This window comes from Bhargavaea sp. CC-171006 (genome assembly GCF_009761675.1).
Lineage (GTDB): Bacteria > Bacillota > Bacilli > Bacillales_A > Planococcaceae > Bhargavaea > Bhargavaea changchunensis.
On sequence record NZ_QUZH01000014.1, the window covers coordinates 150,586 to 169,347 of the forward strand.

23 protein-coding genes are annotated in these 18,762 nt (G+C 56.3%); 12 read left to right on the forward strand and 11 right to left on the reverse strand.

Annotated features, from left to right (window positions below; translation table 11 throughout):
- Positions 1–49 precede the first annotated feature (49 nt).
- The 4 genes from DZC51_RS06665 to DZC51_RS06680 all read right to left on the reverse strand — a co-directional run bounded on the left by DZC51_RS06665 (position 50) and on the right by DZC51_RS06680 (position 4,362).
- Positions 50–1,033 (reverse strand): CaiB/BaiF CoA transferase family protein, encoded by a 984-nt coding sequence (locus DZC51_RS06665; RefSeq protein ID WP_157294596.1) that lies wholly within the window; start codon positions 1,031–1,033, stop codon positions 50–52.
- A complete protein-coding gene (locus DZC51_RS06670) occupies positions 1,030–2,196 on the reverse strand; it encodes an acyl-CoA dehydrogenase family protein (RefSeq protein WP_157294597.1) in 1,167 nt (388 codons plus the stop codon). Before DZC51_RS06670 ends, DZC51_RS06665 begins: the two co-directional genes overlap by 4 nt.
- Positions 2,197–2,400: 204 nt before the next feature.
- Positions 2,401–3,171: a 3-hydroxyacyl-CoA dehydrogenase gene (locus DZC51_RS06675; RefSeq protein WP_157294598.1), complete on the reverse strand. Its 771-nt coding sequence runs from the start codon at positions 3,169–3,171 to the stop codon at positions 2,401–2,403.
- 51 nt (positions 3,172–3,222) lie between these two features.
- Positions 3,223–4,362 (reverse strand): thiolase family protein, encoded by a 1,140-nt coding sequence (locus DZC51_RS06680; protein ID WP_157294599.1) that lies wholly within the window; start codon positions 4,360–4,362, stop codon positions 3,223–3,225.
- A 202-nt stretch (positions 4,363–4,564) separates the two neighbouring features.
- Between DZC51_RS06680 and DZC51_RS06685 the strand changes: the two genes are divergently transcribed.
- The 6 genes from DZC51_RS06685 to DZC51_RS06710 all read left to right on the forward strand — a co-directional run bounded on the left by DZC51_RS06685 (position 4,565) and on the right by DZC51_RS06710 (position 8,399).
- Entirely contained in the window at positions 4,565–4,909 is a 345-nt protein-coding gene (locus DZC51_RS06685; protein WP_157294600.1) for a lmo0954 family membrane protein, read from the forward strand.
- 24 nt (positions 4,910–4,933) lie between these two features.
- On the forward strand, positions 4,934–5,584 hold the full coding sequence (locus tag DZC51_RS06690) for a PspA/IM30 family protein (protein ID WP_157294601.1): 651 nt from the start codon (positions 4,934–4,936) through the stop codon (positions 5,582–5,584).
- Between the two features lie 137 nt (positions 5,585–5,721).
- Positions 5,722–6,420, forward strand: coding sequence for a cell wall-active antibiotics response protein LiaF (gene liaF, locus DZC51_RS06695; protein WP_157294602.1), 699 nt, complete (start codon positions 5,722–5,724; stop codon positions 6,418–6,420).
- Positions 6,417–7,529: a sensor histidine kinase gene (locus DZC51_RS06700; RefSeq protein WP_157294603.1), complete on the forward strand. Its 1,113-nt coding sequence runs from the start codon at positions 6,417–6,419 to the stop codon at positions 7,527–7,529. Before liaF ends, DZC51_RS06700 begins: the two co-directional genes overlap by 4 nt.
- Positions 7,526–8,155, forward strand: a complete 630-nt coding sequence (locus DZC51_RS06705) for a response regulator (RefSeq protein ID WP_157294604.1) — start codon at positions 7,526–7,528, stop codon at positions 8,153–8,155. The genes DZC51_RS06700 and DZC51_RS06705 overlap by 4 nt, the downstream gene beginning before the upstream one ends.
- Before the next feature lie 49 nt (positions 8,156–8,204).
- Positions 8,205–8,399, forward strand: a complete 195-nt coding sequence (locus DZC51_RS06710; protein WP_157294605.1) for a hypothetical protein — start codon at positions 8,205–8,207, stop codon at positions 8,397–8,399.
- Between the two features lie 150 nt (positions 8,400–8,549).
- Here DZC51_RS06710 and DZC51_RS06715 read toward each other — a convergent pair whose 3' ends face one another.
- From DZC51_RS06715 to DZC51_RS06725, 3 genes are all read right to left on the reverse strand, one after another.
- Positions 8,550–9,011 carry a DinB family protein gene (locus tag DZC51_RS06715; protein ID WP_157294606.1) on the reverse strand — a complete coding sequence of 154 codons (462 nt, stop codon included), beginning with the start codon at positions 9,009–9,011 and terminating at the stop codon, positions 8,550–8,552.
- 103 nt (positions 9,012–9,114) lie between these two features.
- Positions 9,115–9,351 (reverse strand): hypothetical protein, encoded by a 237-nt coding sequence (locus DZC51_RS06720; protein WP_157294607.1) that lies wholly within the window; start codon positions 9,349–9,351, stop codon positions 9,115–9,117.
- 369 nt (positions 9,352–9,720) lie between these two features.
- Positions 9,721–10,758 (reverse strand): potassium channel family protein, encoded by a 1,038-nt coding sequence (locus tag DZC51_RS06725; protein WP_157294608.1) that lies wholly within the window; start codon positions 10,756–10,758, stop codon positions 9,721–9,723.
- Positions 10,759–10,891: 133 nt separating this feature from the next.
- On the opposite strand from DZC51_RS06725, the gene DZC51_RS06730 reads away from it, so the two are divergent.
- From DZC51_RS06730 to DZC51_RS06750, 5 genes are all read left to right on the forward strand, one after another.
- The gene (locus DZC51_RS06730; RefSeq protein ID WP_157294609.1) at positions 10,892–11,293 is read left to right on the forward strand and encodes a hypothetical protein; all 402 of its coding nucleotides are present in this window, start codon (positions 10,892–10,894) and stop codon (positions 11,291–11,293) included.
- The gene (locus DZC51_RS06735) at positions 11,290–11,808 is read left to right on the forward strand and encodes a hypothetical protein (protein WP_157294610.1); all 519 of its coding nucleotides are present in this window, start codon (positions 11,290–11,292) and stop codon (positions 11,806–11,808) included. The genes DZC51_RS06730 and DZC51_RS06735 overlap by 4 nt, the downstream gene beginning before the upstream one ends.
- 42 nt (positions 11,809–11,850) lie before the next feature.
- Positions 11,851–12,498: a CPBP family intramembrane glutamic endopeptidase gene (locus DZC51_RS06740; RefSeq protein ID WP_157294611.1), complete on the forward strand. Its 648-nt coding sequence runs from the start codon at positions 11,851–11,853 to the stop codon at positions 12,496–12,498.
- Positions 12,499–12,565: 67 nt separating this feature from the next.
- Complete coding sequence (locus tag DZC51_RS06745) at positions 12,566–13,063, forward strand: AAA family ATPase (protein WP_157294612.1); 498 nt, start codon at positions 12,566–12,568, stop codon at positions 13,061–13,063.
- A 228-nt stretch (positions 13,064–13,291) separates the two neighbouring features.
- Complete coding sequence (locus tag DZC51_RS06750; RefSeq protein WP_157294613.1) at positions 13,292–14,074, forward strand: alpha/beta fold hydrolase; 783 nt, start codon at positions 13,292–13,294, stop codon at positions 14,072–14,074.
- Positions 14,075–14,217: 143 nt separating this feature from the next.
- On the opposite strand, the gene DZC51_RS06755 is transcribed toward DZC51_RS06750, so the two are convergent.
- Genes DZC51_RS06755 through DZC51_RS06765 form a run of 3 tightly spaced genes read right to left on the reverse strand, consistent with a single transcriptional unit; the run spans position 14,218 to position 17,304 of the window.
- Positions 14,218–16,461, reverse strand: a complete 2,244-nt coding sequence (locus DZC51_RS06755; RefSeq protein ID WP_157294614.1) for a sensor histidine kinase — start codon at positions 16,459–16,461, stop codon at positions 14,218–14,220.
- Positions 16,461–16,634: a hypothetical protein gene (locus DZC51_RS06760; RefSeq protein WP_157294615.1), complete on the reverse strand. Its 174-nt coding sequence runs from the start codon at positions 16,632–16,634 to the stop codon at positions 16,461–16,463. Before DZC51_RS06760 ends, DZC51_RS06755 begins: the two co-directional genes overlap by 1 nt.
- A complete protein-coding gene (locus DZC51_RS06765; protein WP_157294616.1) occupies positions 16,612–17,304 on the reverse strand; it encodes a response regulator transcription factor in 693 nt (230 codons plus the stop codon). Before DZC51_RS06765 ends, DZC51_RS06760 begins: the two co-directional genes overlap by 23 nt.
- 169 nt (positions 17,305–17,473) lie before the next feature.
- On the opposite strand from DZC51_RS06765, the gene DZC51_RS16210 reads away from it, so the two are divergent.
- Positions 17,474–17,635, forward strand: coding sequence for a hypothetical protein (locus tag DZC51_RS16210; RefSeq protein ID WP_198304075.1), 162 nt, complete (start codon positions 17,474–17,476; stop codon positions 17,633–17,635).
- Positions 17,636–17,674: 39 nt separating this feature from the next.
- Here the strand turns inward: DZC51_RS16210 and DZC51_RS06770 are convergent, their stop codons facing one another.
- The gene (locus DZC51_RS06770; protein WP_157294617.1) at positions 17,675–18,586 is read right to left on the reverse strand and encodes a DMT family transporter; all 912 of its coding nucleotides are present in this window, start codon (positions 18,584–18,586) and stop codon (positions 17,675–17,677) included.
- Positions 18,587–18,762: the final 176 nt, after the last annotated feature.

The following is an 18,762-nucleotide window of genomic DNA, read 5'->3' on the forward strand; positions in this document are numbered from 1 at the left end:
ACGCTTGAGTTTGAAGATTAGGCCCACGGGTTTGAAGATTACGTCCTGCTCAGCCCTTCTTCCAGTGCGGGTGTTCATCGATTTCGCCCGGACGCAGAACCGGAGTCAGGCAGAAGTCGGTCCGGAGCGAGATGTCGAGCCAGTGGCTGAGCGGTTCCGACCCGAAGTAGCGGGCGACGTCTTCATGGACGTCGTCGCGCTTTTTCCACTCCGGATGGCCTGCGAAGTCACAGAAGGCGTGCCAGAACTTGTCCTCGAGCGCGCCGAGCGCGACGTATCGGCCATCCGCGGTCGGATAGATGGCGTAGCGGGCGCGGGAGCCGTCAAGATCGGGCACTCCCCGGTCCGACAGGCCGGCTTCTTCGAACGCCTTATGGACACTCTGCCAGTGCGTGAGCCCGTCGGTGATCGACACGTCCAGGCGGGCGCCTTCCCCGGACTTCATTTTCCGGACAAGTGCTGCAAGCACGGCTTCTGCGACAAAATGCCCGCCGGCAAAGTCGGCCAGCGTGTTTTTCGGCTGGACCGGCCGGCCGGATTCATCGGTAAGCTGCGACAGCACACCGGACAGTGCCAGATAATTGAGGTCATGGCTGCCGGCTTTGGCGAACTCGCCCTCAAGCCCGTAGCCGGTCATCGAGCAATAGATGAGTCCGGGATTCAGCGAGAACAGCTCGTCCTCACCGAAGCCGAGCCGCTCCAGCGTGCCAGGGCGGAACGATTCGATCAGGACGTCGGTTTCCCGGACCAAGTCCTTCATCCATGCGCGGCCTTCATCTGACTTCAAGTCAAGCTCGAGGATCGTCTTGCCAGCGTTTTTCATTTCGTGGATCAGCCCCCCGGCAAGGCGCCGGGCAGGCTCACCGCCGGGCGGCTCGACTTTTGTGACGTCTGCGCCCATTTCGGCAAGGCGGTAACTCGAATACGGTCCCGGGAGATAATATGTGACGTCGAGCACCTTTATGCCTTCGAGAAATCCGCCGCCGGGAGGGCGAACGGCATTCCGATTGCTGCTTTCCTTCATACTGGTCATGCCTTCTTTCCTCCCGACAGCCCCATGTTTTTCGCGATGATCGTTTTCATGATCTCGTTCGTGCCGGCGTAGATCGACATGACCGGAATGTCGCGGTACCAGCGGGCGATCTTGTATTCTTCCATATAGCCGTAGCCGCCGTGGAGCTGCATGCACTCGGCCGCGGCCTTTCGTGCGGTCTCGGTGATCCAGTATTTCGCCATCGACACCTTCGTTACGATGTCTTTGCCTTCAAGATGGTCGGCGATCAGCGACTCGAGGAATGCCTTGCCGAGCTCTGCTTCCGTCGCGAGCTCCGCCAGCTTGAACTGGGTGTTCTGGAACGCGGCGACCGGCCGGCCGAACGCCTCACGGGACTTTACATAGTCGATGGTGATTTCGAGCATATCCTCCATCGCGGTCTGGGCGCCGATCGCCACCGTGAGCCGCTCCTGCTGAAGCTTTTCCATCATGTAATGGAAGCCCTTGCCCTCTTCGCCGATCAGATTAGAAGCGGGGACACGGCAGTCCTCAAAATAAAGCTCCGCCGTATCCTGTGAATACATGCCGACCTTGTCGAGCTTGCGGCCCTTCGTAAATCCTGGTGTTCCCTCTTCAATCAATAGCAGGCTTACACCGCGGTGTTTCGGCTCCACTTTCGGGTCAGTCTTGACCGCAACCAGCGCCAGGTTCGTATTGATCCCGTTCGTGATGAACGTCTTCTGGCCGTTCACGACATAATGGTCGCCGTCTTTGATCGCGGTCGTCTTGATGTTGGCAAGGTCCGATCCGGTCCCGGGCTCGGTCATTGCAATCGCTGTAATAACATCACCCGTCACACAGCCCGGAAGGAAACGCTTTTTCTGCTCATCGGTTGCGTACGATTCGATGTATGGCACGACGATGTCATTGTGCAGCCCGACACCGGTGAGTCCGGCACCGACACGCTCCATCTCCTCTTCAATCACGACACCGAAACTGAAATCAAGTCCCAGTCCGCCGTACTTTTCCTCCACCTGCGGGCAGAGGAACCCCATCTCCCCGAGCTTTTTCCAAAACGATTTCGGAATCAGCCGGTCCTCTTCCCATTGTTCATAATGCGGCACGGCTTCTTTTTCGAGAAATTTCCGGAGCGTTTCCCGGAACAGATCATGCTCTTCGGTCTCCCAGCGGTAACGCGGCATGGCGACCACTCCCTTCTTTGTGTATGGCGGGTTCGGGCGGCGGATTGGATTCGCGGCGGCAGCACCGAATTTCACGGCGGCAACTGCCGGTTTCGCGCCGGCAACTCGTCAATTCGCGCCGGCAACCGGATTCGCGCCGGCAACTCGAGATTTCGTGACCGCAACACCCAATTTCGCGTCCGCTCCTACCAATCCCGCTCCCCTTTACTTCGGCTGCATCCGGATGGCGCCGTCCAGGCGGATGACGGTGCCGTTCAGCATGCGGTTTGTCACGATGGATTCGACAAGCTGAGCATATTCTTCCGGCTGGCCGAGACGTTTCGGGAACGGAACGGTCTGCTCCAATGCCGTGCGGGCGCTGTCCGGCAGGCCGTCGAACATCGGCGTATTGATCAGCCCGGGGGCAATCGTGATGACGCGGATGCCGTATGCCGCAAGTTCGCGGGCGATCGGGAGCGTCATACCCGCGACGCCACCCTTCGATGCGCTGTAGGCGACCTGGCCGATCTGCCCTTCAAAAGCTGCAACGGAAGCGGTATTGATGATGACGCCTCGTTCGCCGTCCTCTCCCTGTTCATTGTCCGTCATGGCGTCCGCTGCGAGGCGGATCACGTTGAACGTGCCGGTCAGGTTGACGCGGATCACCTGCTCGAACTGCTCCAGCGGATGGACGCCTTTTCTGCCGATCAGCTTGCCCGGCGTGCCGATGCCGGCGCAGTTGACAACGGTGTTGAGTCCGCCCATCGCTTCTTTTGCCGCCGCCACGTTTGCCGAGACGCCTTCCCCGTCGGCAACATCCGTCTGATAAAAGAAGGCGCTGCCCTTACCCAGTTCAGCCGCGTACGCGGCACCTTTTTCTTCGTTCAGATCAAAAATCGCGACTTTGCCGCCTGCATCGACGATCCGTTTTGCAGTCGCGCCGCCGAGGCCCGATGCCCCGCCGGTGACAATCGCCTTTACGTTCTTCATGTCCATCTCAATTCCCCCAATCTGACTGAATGCTCATTCGGTAATATTAGTGATGACTTAATCCAACCGCTCAATCACCGTGGCGTTGGCCATGCCCATACCCTCGCAGATGGCGAGCAGTCCGTATCTTCCGTTAGTGCGCTCCAGGCGGTTCATGAGTGTGACGAGCAGTTTTGTTCCCGTGGCGCCGAGCGGGTGGCCGAGTGCGATGGCACCGCCGTCAACGTTCAGCTTTTCCGGATCTGCACCGGTTTCCTTGAGCCATGCAAGCGGAACAGGAGCGAATGCTTCATTCACCTCATACGTATCCATGTCCCTGATCTCCAGTCCTGCTTTCTTCAATACTTTCTCCGTCGCTGCGATCGGTCCCGTCAGCATCAGTGTCGGATCGGATCCGACAACGGAACGCGCGACGATCCTGGCCTTCGGCTTGAGTCCGAGCTCGTCAGCCTTTTCTCGGGACATGAGTAATACCGCGGATGCGCCGTCGCTCATCTGGCTGGCGTTGCCCGCCGTGATGACGCCGTCTTCCTTGAATACGGTCTTGAGCCCTCCGAGCACATCTGGTGTCGAGCCCTCGCGTGGACCTTCATCCGTGTCGAACACAGTGCCGTCCGCTGTCTCCACGGAAACAATCTCATCTTTGAACCGGCCTTCTCCGATTGCCGCTAACGCGCGCTCATGGCTTTTCGCGCTGTATTCATCAAGTTCAGTACGGCTCATTCCCCACTTTTCCGCGATGCGTTCCGCGGACAGGCCCTGGTTGATGATTTCGTACTGCGACGTCAGCTTTTCGCTCGGCCTGGCGTCTCCGACATTCGAGAACATCGGCTCACGCGTCATGCTTTCGACGCCGCCCGCAATGACGATATCCATGTCTCCCGCGGCAATCGCCTGGGAGCCAAAGTGAACCGCCTGCTGGCTCGACCCGCACTGGCGGTCGATCGTGACACCCGGCACCTCGATCGGGAATCCGGCAATCAGAGCCGAGGTCCTGGCGATGTTGCCGCCCTGTTCGCCTGACTGCGTCACGCAGCCGAGGATCACATCTTCCACCTGTTCCTTCCCGACACCCGCACGTTTCACCACTTCATCCAACACAACCGCCGCCAGCTCATCCGGACGGGTCCCGGAAAGCGCGCCCTTGCGCCGGCCGACTGCCGTGCGCACGCCTTCCACGATTACGACTTCTCTCATTCTCTCTCCCCCTTTATCACAATAGAAAGACTATTCTTAAAAGAATCGTATCATGAAAACGTTGTCATCGTCCATATCATTCGATGTGTCCGGTCCGAGCGAAAATCAGCCTCAAGACCTAGACGGAAATCAACATGCAGCCCGTTCGGAAAACCTGAGTTCCTGACTACAATAAGGTTAACAACGAAAGGAGGCGGAAACCTTGAAGAAATTTCTGCTGATCACCATCGGAATCGTCGCAGGGATCACCATCCTTGCCAACCTCGGCGCGATCATCGGTCTCGCCATCTCTGCCGCCATCATGTATGCCGGCTACCACTACTACAAGAGGAGCACGTCCGGCTTCGCGCGCTTTTGCTGGGCAGCGGTCGGCATCATCGGCCTCTTGACCGCCGTCGGCAACATTCCGGCATTCGTCGGCCTGCTCGCCATCGCGGCACTCTGGTACGTGTACCAGAAGTGGAATGGCCGTGAAGCGGTCCTGTTCGAAAAAGACGGCGACCCGTTCGACAACTTCGAGCGCGAATGGAAGAACATCACGAAATAAGTTCCCAACAAGGAGGAAAACGCTATGAACACACTGTTCAACCGCATCAAGTACAGCGTCCAGGCCGATCTTCATGAGCTGCTGGACAAAAAGGAAGAAAAGAACCCCGTCTCCCTTCTGAATGAATACCTCCGCCAGGCGGAAAAGCAGACCGAAGCGACAGGCAAGCTGCTGGACCGCCAGGCGAAGCTGAAAGAAGAACTTGAGAAAGAACGGAAAGAAGCAGCTGTCATGCTTGAAAAGCGCAAAAGCCAACTGGAAATTGCCGAGAAAGCGGGCGTTGAAGACCTGGTCGCCTTTGCCCGGGACGAAATCCGCGCCTACGGCAACCGCGTCGACGAACTTGACCGCACACTTGCCGAAACGGATGCCGAACTGATCGGCCTCGAGCGCAAGTATGAAGAGATGAAGCACAAGATCAAGGACATGAAAGTGCGCCAGCTCCAGCTGATGGGTAAGGAAAATGTGACGCGTGCGCACCGCAAAATGGACCAGGTGATCCAGGATGAAAGCAGCGGGATGGCTCCTTACACAGAAATGAAGGCTTACGTCGAGCAGCTCGGCGATAAGGTCGAGAAAGAACACAGCCATGATACGATGGAGCGCCGGCTGGATGCGCTTGCCATCATCGAGCAGGCGGAAAACGCCGGCAAAGCCGATAAAGAAACGGTCTGACGGGGACATCGCCATCAAGATTCTGTAAGATGGGAAGGGGGATCTCCCCCTTCCCTTAACATTAGCCTTAGATTAGCGAGACGGGCGGATGCCCGCTCCCGTTTGGTATTTATTCCGCCCGAAAGGAGGTCCGCGCCATGCATGTGTCGTCCGATCAGATCCGCTTTATCCTCATTGCGTTTGTGCTGCTCGTGTTTGTCGAGGCGGCTTTTTTCCATGACGGCAGTTTCATCTTTGTCATCATCGGCGGCGCGCTGTCCTATTTCGGTTTTCGCCAACGCAATAAATGGCTTCTCTGGACGGGTGTGTTCTTTCTCGGAATCGCTGTGCTGTCCCTGTGGAGCCTGCGGCTGCTTGTCTTCGGCGTGCTCGTCTACATTTTCATGAGCCTCTGGAAAGGCGTGCCGGCAGAGGAAATCATCCGCCCGCTCCGGGAAGCACGGTCAGAAACGCCGAACGGCATCCTGAAAAACCGGCTGTTTTCCGTACAGTCGACCCCGTTCAGCTCCTACGAATGGGAAGACGTCCATATCCAGGGGGTTTTCGGCGACATCCATGTCGACGTGACGGAAACCGTGCTTCCTAAAGGAACCTCTCTGATTTCCATCCGCCAGGGCATCGGCAAGGTCCGGGTCGATGTGCCATACGAAATTCCCGTCCGCGTGCATTACACGACACTTCTCGGCGACTCCCGGCTGTTCGGCCGTCACCAGAACCGCCTTTTCAACGAACAGCTTCACATGAAGGATGGCTACGGCGCGGAGGAACGTCCGGCGTCCGAGCTGATCATCACAGTGGCCACCTGGTTCGGTGACGTGGAGGTGATGCGGAAATGAGACATTTACTCACACGCGGCATCACACTTTCCGGCCTTTTCCTCGCTGTTTCCGCGGGGATTCTCTACCTTCTGCTTGGCATGCCGGACAAAGATTGGTTGTTCCTCATTGAAGAACAGCGGTTCGGCCTGCCTGCCGCCATCTGGATCGCTGCCGGTTCGCTTGCTGCCGGCTGGCTGATCGCTTTCTGGGCATCCGGCCTGGTCCGCTCGAACATCCGCGCGGTCGAGCAGCGCCTATACGGCCTGCTTGAGACGGCGCCGGCCAAGAAGCAGCGCAAGCTCCCCCGACCGACCGAGCGCGCAGTCGGTGAAGTGGAAGGCCTGCTCACCACCCAGCGGGAGCGGCTGAAAGAGATCTCCGACAAACGTGCGGAAAACCAGGAACAGATGGTCCAGGAGCGGCTCGTCCAGGAACGCCAGCGGCTTGCCCGCGAACTCCACGACTCGGTCTCCCAGCAGCTTTTCGCTGCTTCGATGCTGTTATCCGCGATGGCAGAAAAGGAGCGTGCAGAGACAGGAGCGACGTCCCGGACACTCGGACAGGTCGAGAAAACCGTCCAGCAGGCCCAGGTCGAGATGCGGGCGCTGCTGCTCCACCTCCGCCCCGCACCACTCAACGACAAGACCCTGTCGGAAGGACTACGCAGCCTCCTGCACGAATTGGATGAAAAGGTCCACTTCACAATCCGGGGTCGGATCGAGGACGTTCCGCTGTCCAAGGGCGCAGAGGACCACCTGTTCCGGATCGCCCAGGAAACGCTCTCGAACACACTTCGCCATGCGAAGGCGACCGAGCTCGACGTGCTGTTCGTCGAACGGGACGGCCTGGCCATCTTCCGCGTTCAGGATAATGGAGTCGGATTCCGTGACGGGGACGGCAAAACCGGCTCCTACGGCCTGCGAAACGTGCGTGAGCGCGCCATCGAGATCGGCGGCACGTGCAAGATCGTTTCGGTGCCGTCGCAGGGGACGATTGTTGAAGTGAAACTTCCGGTGACGCGTCCCGAAGAAGACGGCCAGCCGGAAAAAGAAGCGGAGACCGCCCCTCTTCCCCACAAAGAGGAGAAGGCGGACGGCCAACCGGAAGAAACGGAGGAATCGAGATGATTCGGGTATTGCTTGCGGATGATCACGAAATGGTGCGGATCGGCGTATCCGCGTATCTTCAGGTCCAGCCAGACATGGAAGTGGTCGGTGAAGCCTCGAACGGGCGCGAGGCGGTCGAGCTTGCACTCCGGCTTCGGCCGGACATCATCCTGATGGACATGGTGATGCCGGAGATGAACGGCGCCGAGGCGACCGCCGCCATCATGAAAGAATGGCCCGAGGCGAAGATCATGGTCGTCACGAGTTTTCTCGATGACGACAAGGTCTATCCGGCACTCGAGGCCGGCGCGTCCAGCTACATCCTGAAGACCTCGAAGGCATCACGCATTGCCGACGCGATCCGTGACACGCTCGGCGGCCGGACGGTGCTCGAGCCCGAGGTGACGACGAAGATGATGCAGCGCATGCGCGGCACTGAGCGTGCACCGCATGACGGGCTCACGGCACGTGAAATGGAGATTTTGCTCCTCATTGCGAAAGGCAAGACGAACCAGGATATTTCAGACGAGCTTTTTATCGCCCTCAAGACCGTCAAGACGCATGTCTCGAACATCCTCTCCAAGCTTGGCGTCGACGACCGCACGCAGGCCGCGGTCTACGCATACCAGAACGGCCTCGCAGAATAAGAAAAGCCGCGGATGCCTTTGGCGTGCCGCGGAAAGCAGGTGCATGTAAATGAACAACAAACAGAATTCCTCTTTGATCCCGGTGGCGGTCATCTTGCTGATCGCCGTCATCCTTTTCCTGAACATCGTCCTCCCCGCGCTTCCTTTCCGGTGGATGATGGTCATCATCATCGCCGTAATCGGCATCGCCGGCGCGCTCGTGATTTTGTGGATGAAAAAGCGGGGCGGAGGACGCGGAGAGTGAGTGGCGGGATTGCCCCGGCGAGTGGCGCGATTCACAGCTTGAGTGTCACGATACCCGATGCCAATGTCCCGATTCCTCCTCCGAATGTCTCAATACCCCGCTACATACAAAAGCCGCTCCCTGCAGGAAGCGGCTTTTTCGACTATCCGATTATGACTTCGCCAGATGCACCATGGCGTTCAGGATGCCGCCGTGGACGCCTTCGTGCCAGACGGTGAATTGCAGGAGTTTTTCTCCGGTATCCATATGATGTCCGGCAATCTCGAGCGGGCGGCCGAGCTGGCCGTCGAGCTGACCCTCAAGTACCCCTGCAATGCGGTCCGTCTGCTCTTTAAGCGCAGACAAAATCTCTTCATTGGACGGAACACCTTCTCCCCAGCCGTCCGGGCTGGTACCGGTGTTGAAGAGGCCATTCCATTCCGGGTGGGCACTCTCGTAGTCCGGGGCAATCATCTTCGTAAAGTTCTCAAGGGAAACGAAGATATGGCCCGCGTTCCAGCGGATGTTGTTGCTGAAGCCGGGATGAAGCTTGTCCCAGTCGGCCCCTTCCAACTGTGACAGCTGACCAAGTGTGTAACCGCGTGCGAATTTCATCTGTTCAATCGTTGCCATCTGAATTCCTCCTTCAGGGTACTGTATCCATTGTCGCCCAACCGCAGGATTTTTCAAATGAAACACACAAAACCGCTGCCCGTGATGGGTCAGCGGTTTTGGTTTACTGTTTTCCCGGATACCGTTCATTTGGAGCGGTATCGTTATAGCCTTTATCGAGGCCTTCATCTCCCTCGAATGCGGATGGCTCGTCCTTGCCGACGTCCTCTTCTTCATTTTCACGGAACGTATCCGTCGAGTTGGATTCGGACGGATCGGCAAGCGGCAGTTCGCCTTCATTTCGATCCCCGCGCTGCGGGTCATAGTCACGTGCATTCGGATAATTTTCGTGTCTAGTCATGGTTTCCGCTCCTTCCCCCGGCTGACCCGGCTGTTGGCCTGTCAGTTCATGGATTTATTTGCGGACGGATTACCGTCCTGACCGGCGACACGCCGGATGCCCCAATTGGATGCCCGGCAGGCGCCGGGCGGCCAATCGGATTGTTACCCAGTCTCCCCTGACTGCAGCAATCGCCTGACTTGTTATTATTCTCTTCTTGATTCCCAGTTAAATCCCTGCAAAAGAACTCCAAATTTACGGAAACTAAACAAACCACCATCGGGAGACGGGAAATAGTGGTAGACTATTCCTTTTTCAAACAGCCTTTTAAACATGTAACGCCCAAAATGGCTAAAAGGACCCGGTTAATAAATACAGAGCTATCGTGTTTCAGTCTATTGTCCCGTTCACTTTTCCATCAAGCGAGGCGATGCTTTCCTGGTTGCCCGCGACAATCAGCTTGTCCCCGGCCCGCATTCGCTCATCGGGATCCGGATTGCTGAGAACGTCTTTTTCCCGGCCGATCGCAAGCAGCGTAATCCCGTATTCGCGTCTGAGATTTGATGACTCAACAGACTGGCCGGCAAGCGGACAGTTTTCTCCAAGGACCACTTCACCTACGACAAACTCCTTTTTCTCGGCTCTCATCAGGTTATTGATAAAGTCGATTCCGGAAGGGCTGACGACGGAAAGCGCAAGCTCCCTGCCACCGATGCTTGATGGATTGATGACCCGGGTGGCGCCCGCCCGTTTCAGCACTTCCTCGGAACCTTCCTTCTCGGCCCGCGCGGCGATTTCAATGTTTTCGTTCATTCCTTTTGCCGTCAGAGTGATGAATACATTGTCCGCATCCGTATCCAGAGCGGCGATCAGGCCGCTCGCCTTGTCCGTCCGTGCCTTTTCAAGAATGTCCCGGTCGGTCGGATCACCGATCAGCCGGAGCGTCCCCTGGTCGACCACTTCCAGGAGTTCGTCTTCATTATCATGTATGTACAGGACCTTCATTTCCTCTTTCATACCATGCAGTTCCCGATACACCTGCTGGGCGACACGGCCGAATCCGCACACGATGATGTGATCTTCCAGCTTGTCGATTTCATGGTCCATCTGCTTATCCCACACTTTCTCCGACAGTTGTTTTTCGATCAGATAGGATGCCGCGGTCCCGAGCCCGTACGTGACGACTCCCGCGCCGAACGGCACAATAAGCAACGCAAAGCGCCGCCCCTCATCGGTCACCGGATACATGTCACCATAACCGATTGTCATGACTGAGATGATCGTCATCCAAAGTGAGTCGAAGAATGTCAGACTCTCATAATGCATGAACCCGATAATCCCAACCCCGACAAGGAGGAAGACCAATAGGCTGAGAAACAGCAGCCGCCGGTAGCCGGTCGGGATGTCGAGCCATTTTTTCTTGAACATAGCAACCCTTCCTTCCGGGGTCTGGTCTATTTCTCTTACCCCGGGAGACGTGCCGGTAACCGCAACCCTCAAAGGGACCGTCCGTCCTATTAATGGAAATCTCGATTCGTTATGGCGAGGGGAGGGAACATCGATGAGAAACCTGATGCTTGTGGCTTCCATTTTTATTTTGATGCTGCTCTCCGGCTGCGGAGCGGAAAAAACCGCCGCAGACCACGGCAGCGGCCTCTCGGTGGAAATGCAGACAGGCGGCCAGTACCGCCACGTACAGCTGATCCGCTACGAAAACGGCGAGAAGGTGCAGGATGAAAGCGTGGTGAATGCGGACGGCAGCCCATTTGAAGACGGTGAGGTCATCTGGTTCGATATCCAGCAGGGCGAGTGGAAAGAAACGACCGCCTTCGCCCTGTCTGTCAGCACGGACGGGACCGGAATTGGGGCCAGACAGACAAAGCCCGTCGAGCTTGAAGATGGGAAGCAATGGGCACATGCCGTATTTGATGACGACGGCCTGACCATCGAGGAAGCGGAATGACGGCCACAAGCGGACCGCTCCGCAGGAAAATTACCGCCGCCTCCCTGACAGGCGCTGTATTCGCCATCCTCCTCGGCATCATTGTTCCGGACCCGTTCGGCGGTACAACACCCGGGGGCTTCTGGAATGCCTTGACGCTGTCCGTCCCGCTCTACCTGATGTACAGCTTTCCGGTCATTCTATTGTTCGGCGTGCCGGCATCCTTGCTTGCGGACTTTCTTGCGGCACGACTTTCGCACGGATTCCGGAAGCCGGGTGCCGAGCTCATGATTTCCGGCGTGCTGCATGTCGCGTTCGGTCTGGTCGCACTCGGCTACGGTGTGGCGGCGGCTCTTCTCGGATTCCTTGCCGACCGGCTGCTCCGCAAAAAGCCCGCTCCGGGATGGCCCGACACCCTCAAGAGCCTCGCTGTGCCGGCACTTGTCTGGCTCTTCTTCATGTTCATCGTCTACCTGAGGGAGTTTTCCGCCGACCTGCCCGCCCTTCTTCAGACCGTCAACCCATTCCGCAACTAGCCCGATCTTTTTCCGTCTATCAGAATAGAAGGAGGCCGACCAATGAAGCGGGGACTGTTCATTGCACTGGCGGGAATTATGTTATTGCTCTGGATCGAGCAAGGGCTCGCGGTATCATACGTATGGAAAACACTGGCGAAGATCCTGCTCTTCCTAGTCATTCCCCTCCTCGTTTTCCGGGGTGAAGTCCGGCAGTTTATGGCTTTCAGGGAGACCGATCGGCGTCGGATCCGGATTGCACTTTGGGCGGGAGCCGGTATGATGGCGGTAATCTTCGTCGCATATCTTCTGCTCAGCCGTTTTATCGATGCGGAGGCACTCACCGAAGATCTGGCCGGACGCGTCGGCGTGACGGGTGCGGTTTATCCGTTCATCGCACTCTATATCCTCTTTGGCAACTCGCTCGTTGAGGAATTCTTTTTCCGTGGCGTGCTTCCGGCGCAGTTCAGGAGACGTCCAGGGCTTGCCCTCACCGTCCCGCCACTGCTGTTTGCTGTTTATCACGTTGCCATCTTCCTGCCCTGGTTTGACCTCCCGATCCTGCTGCTGGCCGTAGCCGGACTGTGGGCAGGCGGGGTGATTTTCCAGCTGGCGAATGGTCCGAACGGAACTATCCTGCCGTCCTGGATTATCCATATGGCCGCCGACCTGGCGATTCTTATGATTGGAGCCGTGATGATCTATGGGTAATCCTCTTGCCCCGGCAAGAGGATTTTTTGTTCATTCAGAGAATGACTGATTGACTGGAGGCACAGCCATGGCATGTAAAATCCATATCATCGGCGCAGTGGGAAGCGGGAAGACAACAATGGCGAGGGAACTATCAGAGAAACTCGGAATCCCCTACTACGAAATAGATAATGTGGCCTGGGAACGCCGGGCGGGCGGTGATGTCCGGAGAAACCCCGAAGACCGCGACAAACTGCTTAATTCAATCGTTTCCGGAGATGCCTGGATCACGGAGGGCACACACCCGCATGACTGGATCCTGCCCTGTTTCCGGGAAGCGGAGGTGATTGTGTTCCTTGACACGCCCTACCGGGTACGGATTATGCGCATTATCAAGCGATTCGCCCGCCAGAAAGCCGGCATCGAGACCGCTCATTACCGTCCGACATGGACCATCTTCCGAAAGATGTTCAAATGGAACCATGCCTTTGAGCACAAAGACAAGCCTAAACTGCTGGCACTTTTCCGGCTGCGCTATCCCCAAAAACTCGTCGTCATCCGTCGGGCGGAAGAACTGGATATCTAAATAAAAGAGGCGCTCCTGCATAAACGAGTTGCAGGAGCGCTATTATTTTGGGGAATGCCTAGTCTACAGTACGGTTAGCATGCTCCGATTCTGATGCGCTTGCCCGACAATCCTGCCACCCGACGCCTTAAGAAATGAATAGCCGCCATAAGGCTGTGGAATAGGCATTCACCTTATCCCCCTAAATGAATATCTTATTTGGAATGCCTATTTTAGGGGGGAATCGCTGTGGGTTACTATGTAACCGTAGAGCCAGGCGTGAAATTATATGTAGAAGATATCAATCCCGAGAGCAGTAAGACGATCGTGTTTTTACATGGCTGGCCTTTGAGCCATAAACAGTTTGAATATCAATTTAATGTCCTTCCGAATATGGGTTACCGCTGTATCGGAATTGACTGGAGAGGTTTTGGAAAGTCTGATAAGCCAATAAGCGGGTACAGTTTTGACCGGTTGGCGGATGATGTTCGTGCAGTAGTTGATGTACTTCAATTAGATGATTTCACTCTTGTCGGTCACTCTACAGGTGGAGCCATTGCCATACGATACATGTCCCGACATCATGGTTACGGTGTATCCAACCTTGTGCTGATTGACGCTGCTGCGCCTATAGGATTTTCTGCAGAAACTGCAGCCAGATTCCTTGACCAGGCGTTAAATGACCGTCCCAAAATGATGCGGGAAGTGACAGAGAACTTTTTCTTCCAATACATTACAGAACCCTTCTCTGAATGGTTTCTCCAATTGGGCCTGGAAGCAGCAGGTTGGTCGACGGCAGCGATCATCATTACCTTAAGAGATGAGAAACTTTATTCAGATTTGCCCCAAATACATGTCCCTACTCTGATCGTCCATGGCGTTCACGACAAAGTGATTCCATTTGAACAGGCTCATGAACTCAATCAGCAAATCAAACATTCACAGCTTGTTCCGTTTCATTACAGCGGCCATGGTCTTTTCTGGGAAGAACGTGATAAATTCAACAAGCTATTAAGGAAATTTATTGGCTGATCGTACATACCCACCACTTGAGCATCAGAAAAGCGCTCCTGCAGAACCATCTGCAGGAGCGCTTTTCATTGGAATGCATCCCCGAATTTTCGTTGCAATTCTCGCCGAGTATTTCTGCAATTCCGCTCTCGGAACCCAAACACTTAAGCCCTTGGCACCGCCACGGTCACTTTGAACAGATCACCGTCCAGTTCGATTGACATCCTTCCGTCATGCAGATCGACGATCGACTGGGCGATGGCAAGGCCAAGGCCGGACCCTTCGGTATTGCGGGAGGCGTCGCCGCGCTTAAATCGTTCGAACAGTTCATCCGCGTTGTCGCCGAGTTCGTACCGGGAGACGTTTTTAATAGTAAACCGAACTTCCGGCGCCACCCCTTCCATCTCGTCCAGCGAGACGTAGACCCGGGTGCCCGGCATCGCATATTTGAGGGCGTTCTGGATTAGGTTGTCGATCACACGCCACCATTTCTGGCCGTCGACCGATGCCGGAAGCGGGCCATTAGCGATGCTTACCCGGAAGTCGAGCGGTGACGCAGCGATTTCCTCGCCGTGCTCTGCAATCGCCTGTCGCACGAGTTCCACGAGGTCGACGCGCTGGCGGTTCAGCTCGACGTTTCCGGTCGCCATCTTGGAGACGTCAAACAGATCATCGATCAGCGTCTTCAGCCGCTGGGATTTGCGGTCGAGGACATCCACGTATTCCGCGCGCTCCCCGGCAGACAGATCGGGGTTCTTCAACAGATCCGTATAAGTGATGATCGACGTCAGCGGCGTGCGCAAGTCGTGGCTGACATTGGTGATCAGTTCCGTCTTGAGCCGCTCGCTGCGCGCCTGTTCGGACATCGAGAGCCGGACGCCTTCCCGCAGGCGGTTCAGGTCTGATGCGTGCCTTGCGAACACACTGGTTCCCTTTACCGGAATTTCATCAGTCAAACGCCCCTCTGCCATCCGTCCGGTCGCATCAATGATCCGGTTCAGATAACCGGTACTCCGGATCATGAAGAACATCACCGGCAATGCGACCGTGAAGAAGAGAAACAGCCAGATAGCTCCAAGCACCACTCCACCACCGCCGAATCCCATCATGAATGACAGGAAGACGCCCCCGAACCCGAGGCCGGCGAGGAAAATCACAATGAGCAGGAACAGCACCTGCGTGCCGAGTTTCCGGTTCAGGAAGAACGCTCTTAGATCATCGGCAGCCCTCCGGATGTAAGCCCGCTCCAGATCCTGCCCGATCCGTCCGCTGTCTGCAAATCGCCGGACCACGTGAAGGATCAGGAACACGGCTCCGCCAAGGGCAAGCACAAAGAATAGGGCGTTCACGGACAGTTCCGAGTACAGGAAACCCCCTGTATGATGGACAAAATTCATGAAGGTTTCTTTCATGTATTCCGCGAATGCGATGGCGATCAGCGATGCCACTGCTGCCGCTACCGTCACCATATCAATCGGGAAACGCTCCAACTTCGATGACAGCGCGTTCCCTGTCCAAACAGAAGGCTGTAGCCTGAACACGGTGAGCAGGAGTCCAAGCGCCAGAATGCCGGCCAGCCAGACGCCCATATACGCCCGCTGTTCAGCTTTGAACACGGTATACCCCCATGCGAGCTGATCATCATTCAGATAAACCTCATCCCTGATCCCCCGGCCCGCCGCTTCGTTCAGCACGGACTGCGGGACAATCACCGTTCCCTCGAAGGTTTTCACTTCATCCGGAATCAGGCTGCTTGCCTCTCCCGTGTAGTCCAGGTCACCCGCAATCTGCGAGGCCCGAAGGTAGCCGTCTTTCTCGTTGAAAGTCCGTTTGTAGGCAGCATTCTCCCGGATATTGCCGTTTGTATACGTCTTTCCCGTAGCCGTGTCGGTCAGTTCGTAATAGACATGGCGCACATGGTTCTCGAAGGATGGCCGGTTCTCCCTGAGTGTCTTCATATACTCATCGATGACCCGGCCCTTTTCGGCGCGGACCTTTTCCGCGACATGTTCATCGTCCAGGAAGTTCTGCCGGATGTCCTCAAGTTTCTTGTTCTGTTCCGCAATAAGCACTTCTTTTTCCTCGTCGCTCTCCGCACCGATCCGGCCTTCATACTGGTCCCTGATCGATGCCAGCTGATCTTCGAGGTTTCCGTAACGGTACCGGTGTTCATCCAGTTCCTCTTCCGTGACCCCGATGCTTTTCTTCGCCTCTTCCGGCTCGACCGGATTCAGGACATAAGGACCGATCTGTTCATAGAAGAAACTCATACTGTTCCGGAAATCGTCCGACTCGGTGTATGACTTCCCGATGATCCGCGGTCCCGCTTCGATCAGCACCATCACGGAAAACAGGCCGAATGCGGCAAGCATCAGCCAGACGGCCTGTTTCCACTTTTTCTTAGTCATCAGAGCGCACTTCCTTTCAGCACATCACGCAGCCGCGCAATTGTCTCCCCCGGATCCACGCCCCTGCTGTTGAAAAAGTCCACGACAAAGCCCGAGCAGTAGATGAGGCTTGCGGCCGCAATCGCCAGCGCAATCATGGACAGCCAGATATCACTTTTCGATTTTATAGCCAATGCCCCACACCACCTTCAGGTATCTCGGATTTTTCGGGTCCGCCTCGATTTTCTCGCGTATTTTCCGGATATGGACAGCGACGATGTTGTCGGCGTTGTACGCCTGTTCGTTCCACACCCGCTCGTAAATGTCGTTGATCGAAAACACACGGCCCGCATTCTGCATGAGCAATTCGGTGATGCGGAACTCTATTGGTGTAAGCTTCGCCGGCTCACCGTCCACCAGCAGTTCTTTGGACTCCGGGTTCAGCGTCAGTCCGCCCACGCGGATTTCTCCACCCGTGTCGGCGTACGTGCCAAGACGGACATAACGGCGGAGCTGCGATTTTACCCTCGCCATCAGTTCCATCGGGTGAAACGGCTTCGTGACATAGTCGTCCGCCCCGACCGACAGCCCGTGGATCTTGTCGGTCTCCTCGGACTTCGCGCTCAGCATGATGATCGGGATATTCCGCGAATCCCGGATGCGGAACGTCGCTTGGATGCCGTCCATTTCCGGCATCATGATGTCGAGGATGATCAGATGCACTTCGTTGTCCTCCAGCAGCCGGAGCGCTTCCGATCCGTCGCCCGCTTTCAGCACGTTGTAGCCTTCATTCTTCAAATAAATTTCAATGCCGTCACGGATTTCCTTGTCATCGTCGACGACCAGCACCTGAAACCGTTCCATACAGAGCCGCCCCTTTCTTGTTGATTTCATTGTACCGCGGAAAACTGAAGAAATTGGGAGGGGAAAGATGAAGATTTTCTTAAGGAATAAAAGCGGAGCCGTTCCGTTTCGGGCGCAACCGTTGTATGAATCGCCCCGTTCCCGGACATTCTGAAAATGGAGGTGCATCATGAGCAAAAACAAAAAAGAGCACAACAAGCCCGGCAGCACGAAAAATCGCGAGGAATACGGCTACGGCTATGACATCAGCATTGATGACCTGGGAGTCATCGGACAGAATGACGTCGCGAAAAAGCAGAAGCCCCGCGGCAACAAAAGGGAAGAACGCTGAAAACGGGCAGCCGTCCATGACGGCTGCCCGTTTAATGAATCATTCTTTCTTGGCCCGGATCATCTTCCGGAAGTACGGCGTTTTCTCCTCATCGGAACCGCGCCGACCGAAGGTCAGAACGATCAGTCCTCCCAGCAGGAACCCGACACCCGTCCATGCGAAAAAGTTCAACTCCTCGCCCACTATGGCGACGCCGAGAATGGCTGCCGTGAGCGGCTCGGCGAGGGACAGCGTGACGGCTGTGGCCGCCGGGATCTCTTTCAGTCCCGCTGAGTAAAGCACATAGGCCACGGCAGTCGCGGCAACCGCGATATAGACGATGACCGAGATGCCTTCTTGGGAGCGGAGACCATCCAGCGGATAAATGAAGAGAAACGGAGACAAGATCAGCGCGCTGATTGTGAACACGACGCCGACCGCCGCGGAGGGATCCGCGAATTCCAGGACGATCTTACTTGTCATGGAGTAAGCGGCAAATGTCAGGCCCGCTCCCAGCGCAAGCAGGACCCCCATCGGGTTGACTGTAACTTGATCTCCCGTCAATAGCAGCAGGGCGCATCCGGCAACGGCGAGAACCGTGGCCATCGCCCATCTCCTGGACGGTCTGCGCTTCAGAATGATCCATTCAATGAGACCGGCAAAGACCGGTGCGCTGCCGATACCGGTGACCGTGCCGACCGCTACGCCCGTCAGGCGGACGGAACCGAAGAAAAAAGGCTGGAACAGCGCCATCGCGACAGCCGCGACCAGCGTAGCTCCCCACGGCCACTCCCCGAGGTTCAACCGGCGCATCGCAACCGCGAAAAACAGGAGGATCAGTCCGCCGCCTGCAAGCCGGAGTGCGCCGACTGTCAGCGGATGGACGTTCTCAGGAAGGTAGGACTGAGCAGTTCCTGTGGTCCCCCACAAAATGGCGCCGATCAGCACACTGATAAACGGCAGCAGGTTCATTATGACTTCCCCCTTTTTTCCAGAATTCTGATTCGACTATATCATAACCACAAGGCCGACCGAATCATCATTTTTCCCGAAACCATTTTGCAATTGTTTATCAACTGGTTAAGTTGGGTAACTTTAATCGCAGACAATCAGACCGATCAAAGGGAATCCATGCAGAAAGTCCCTGC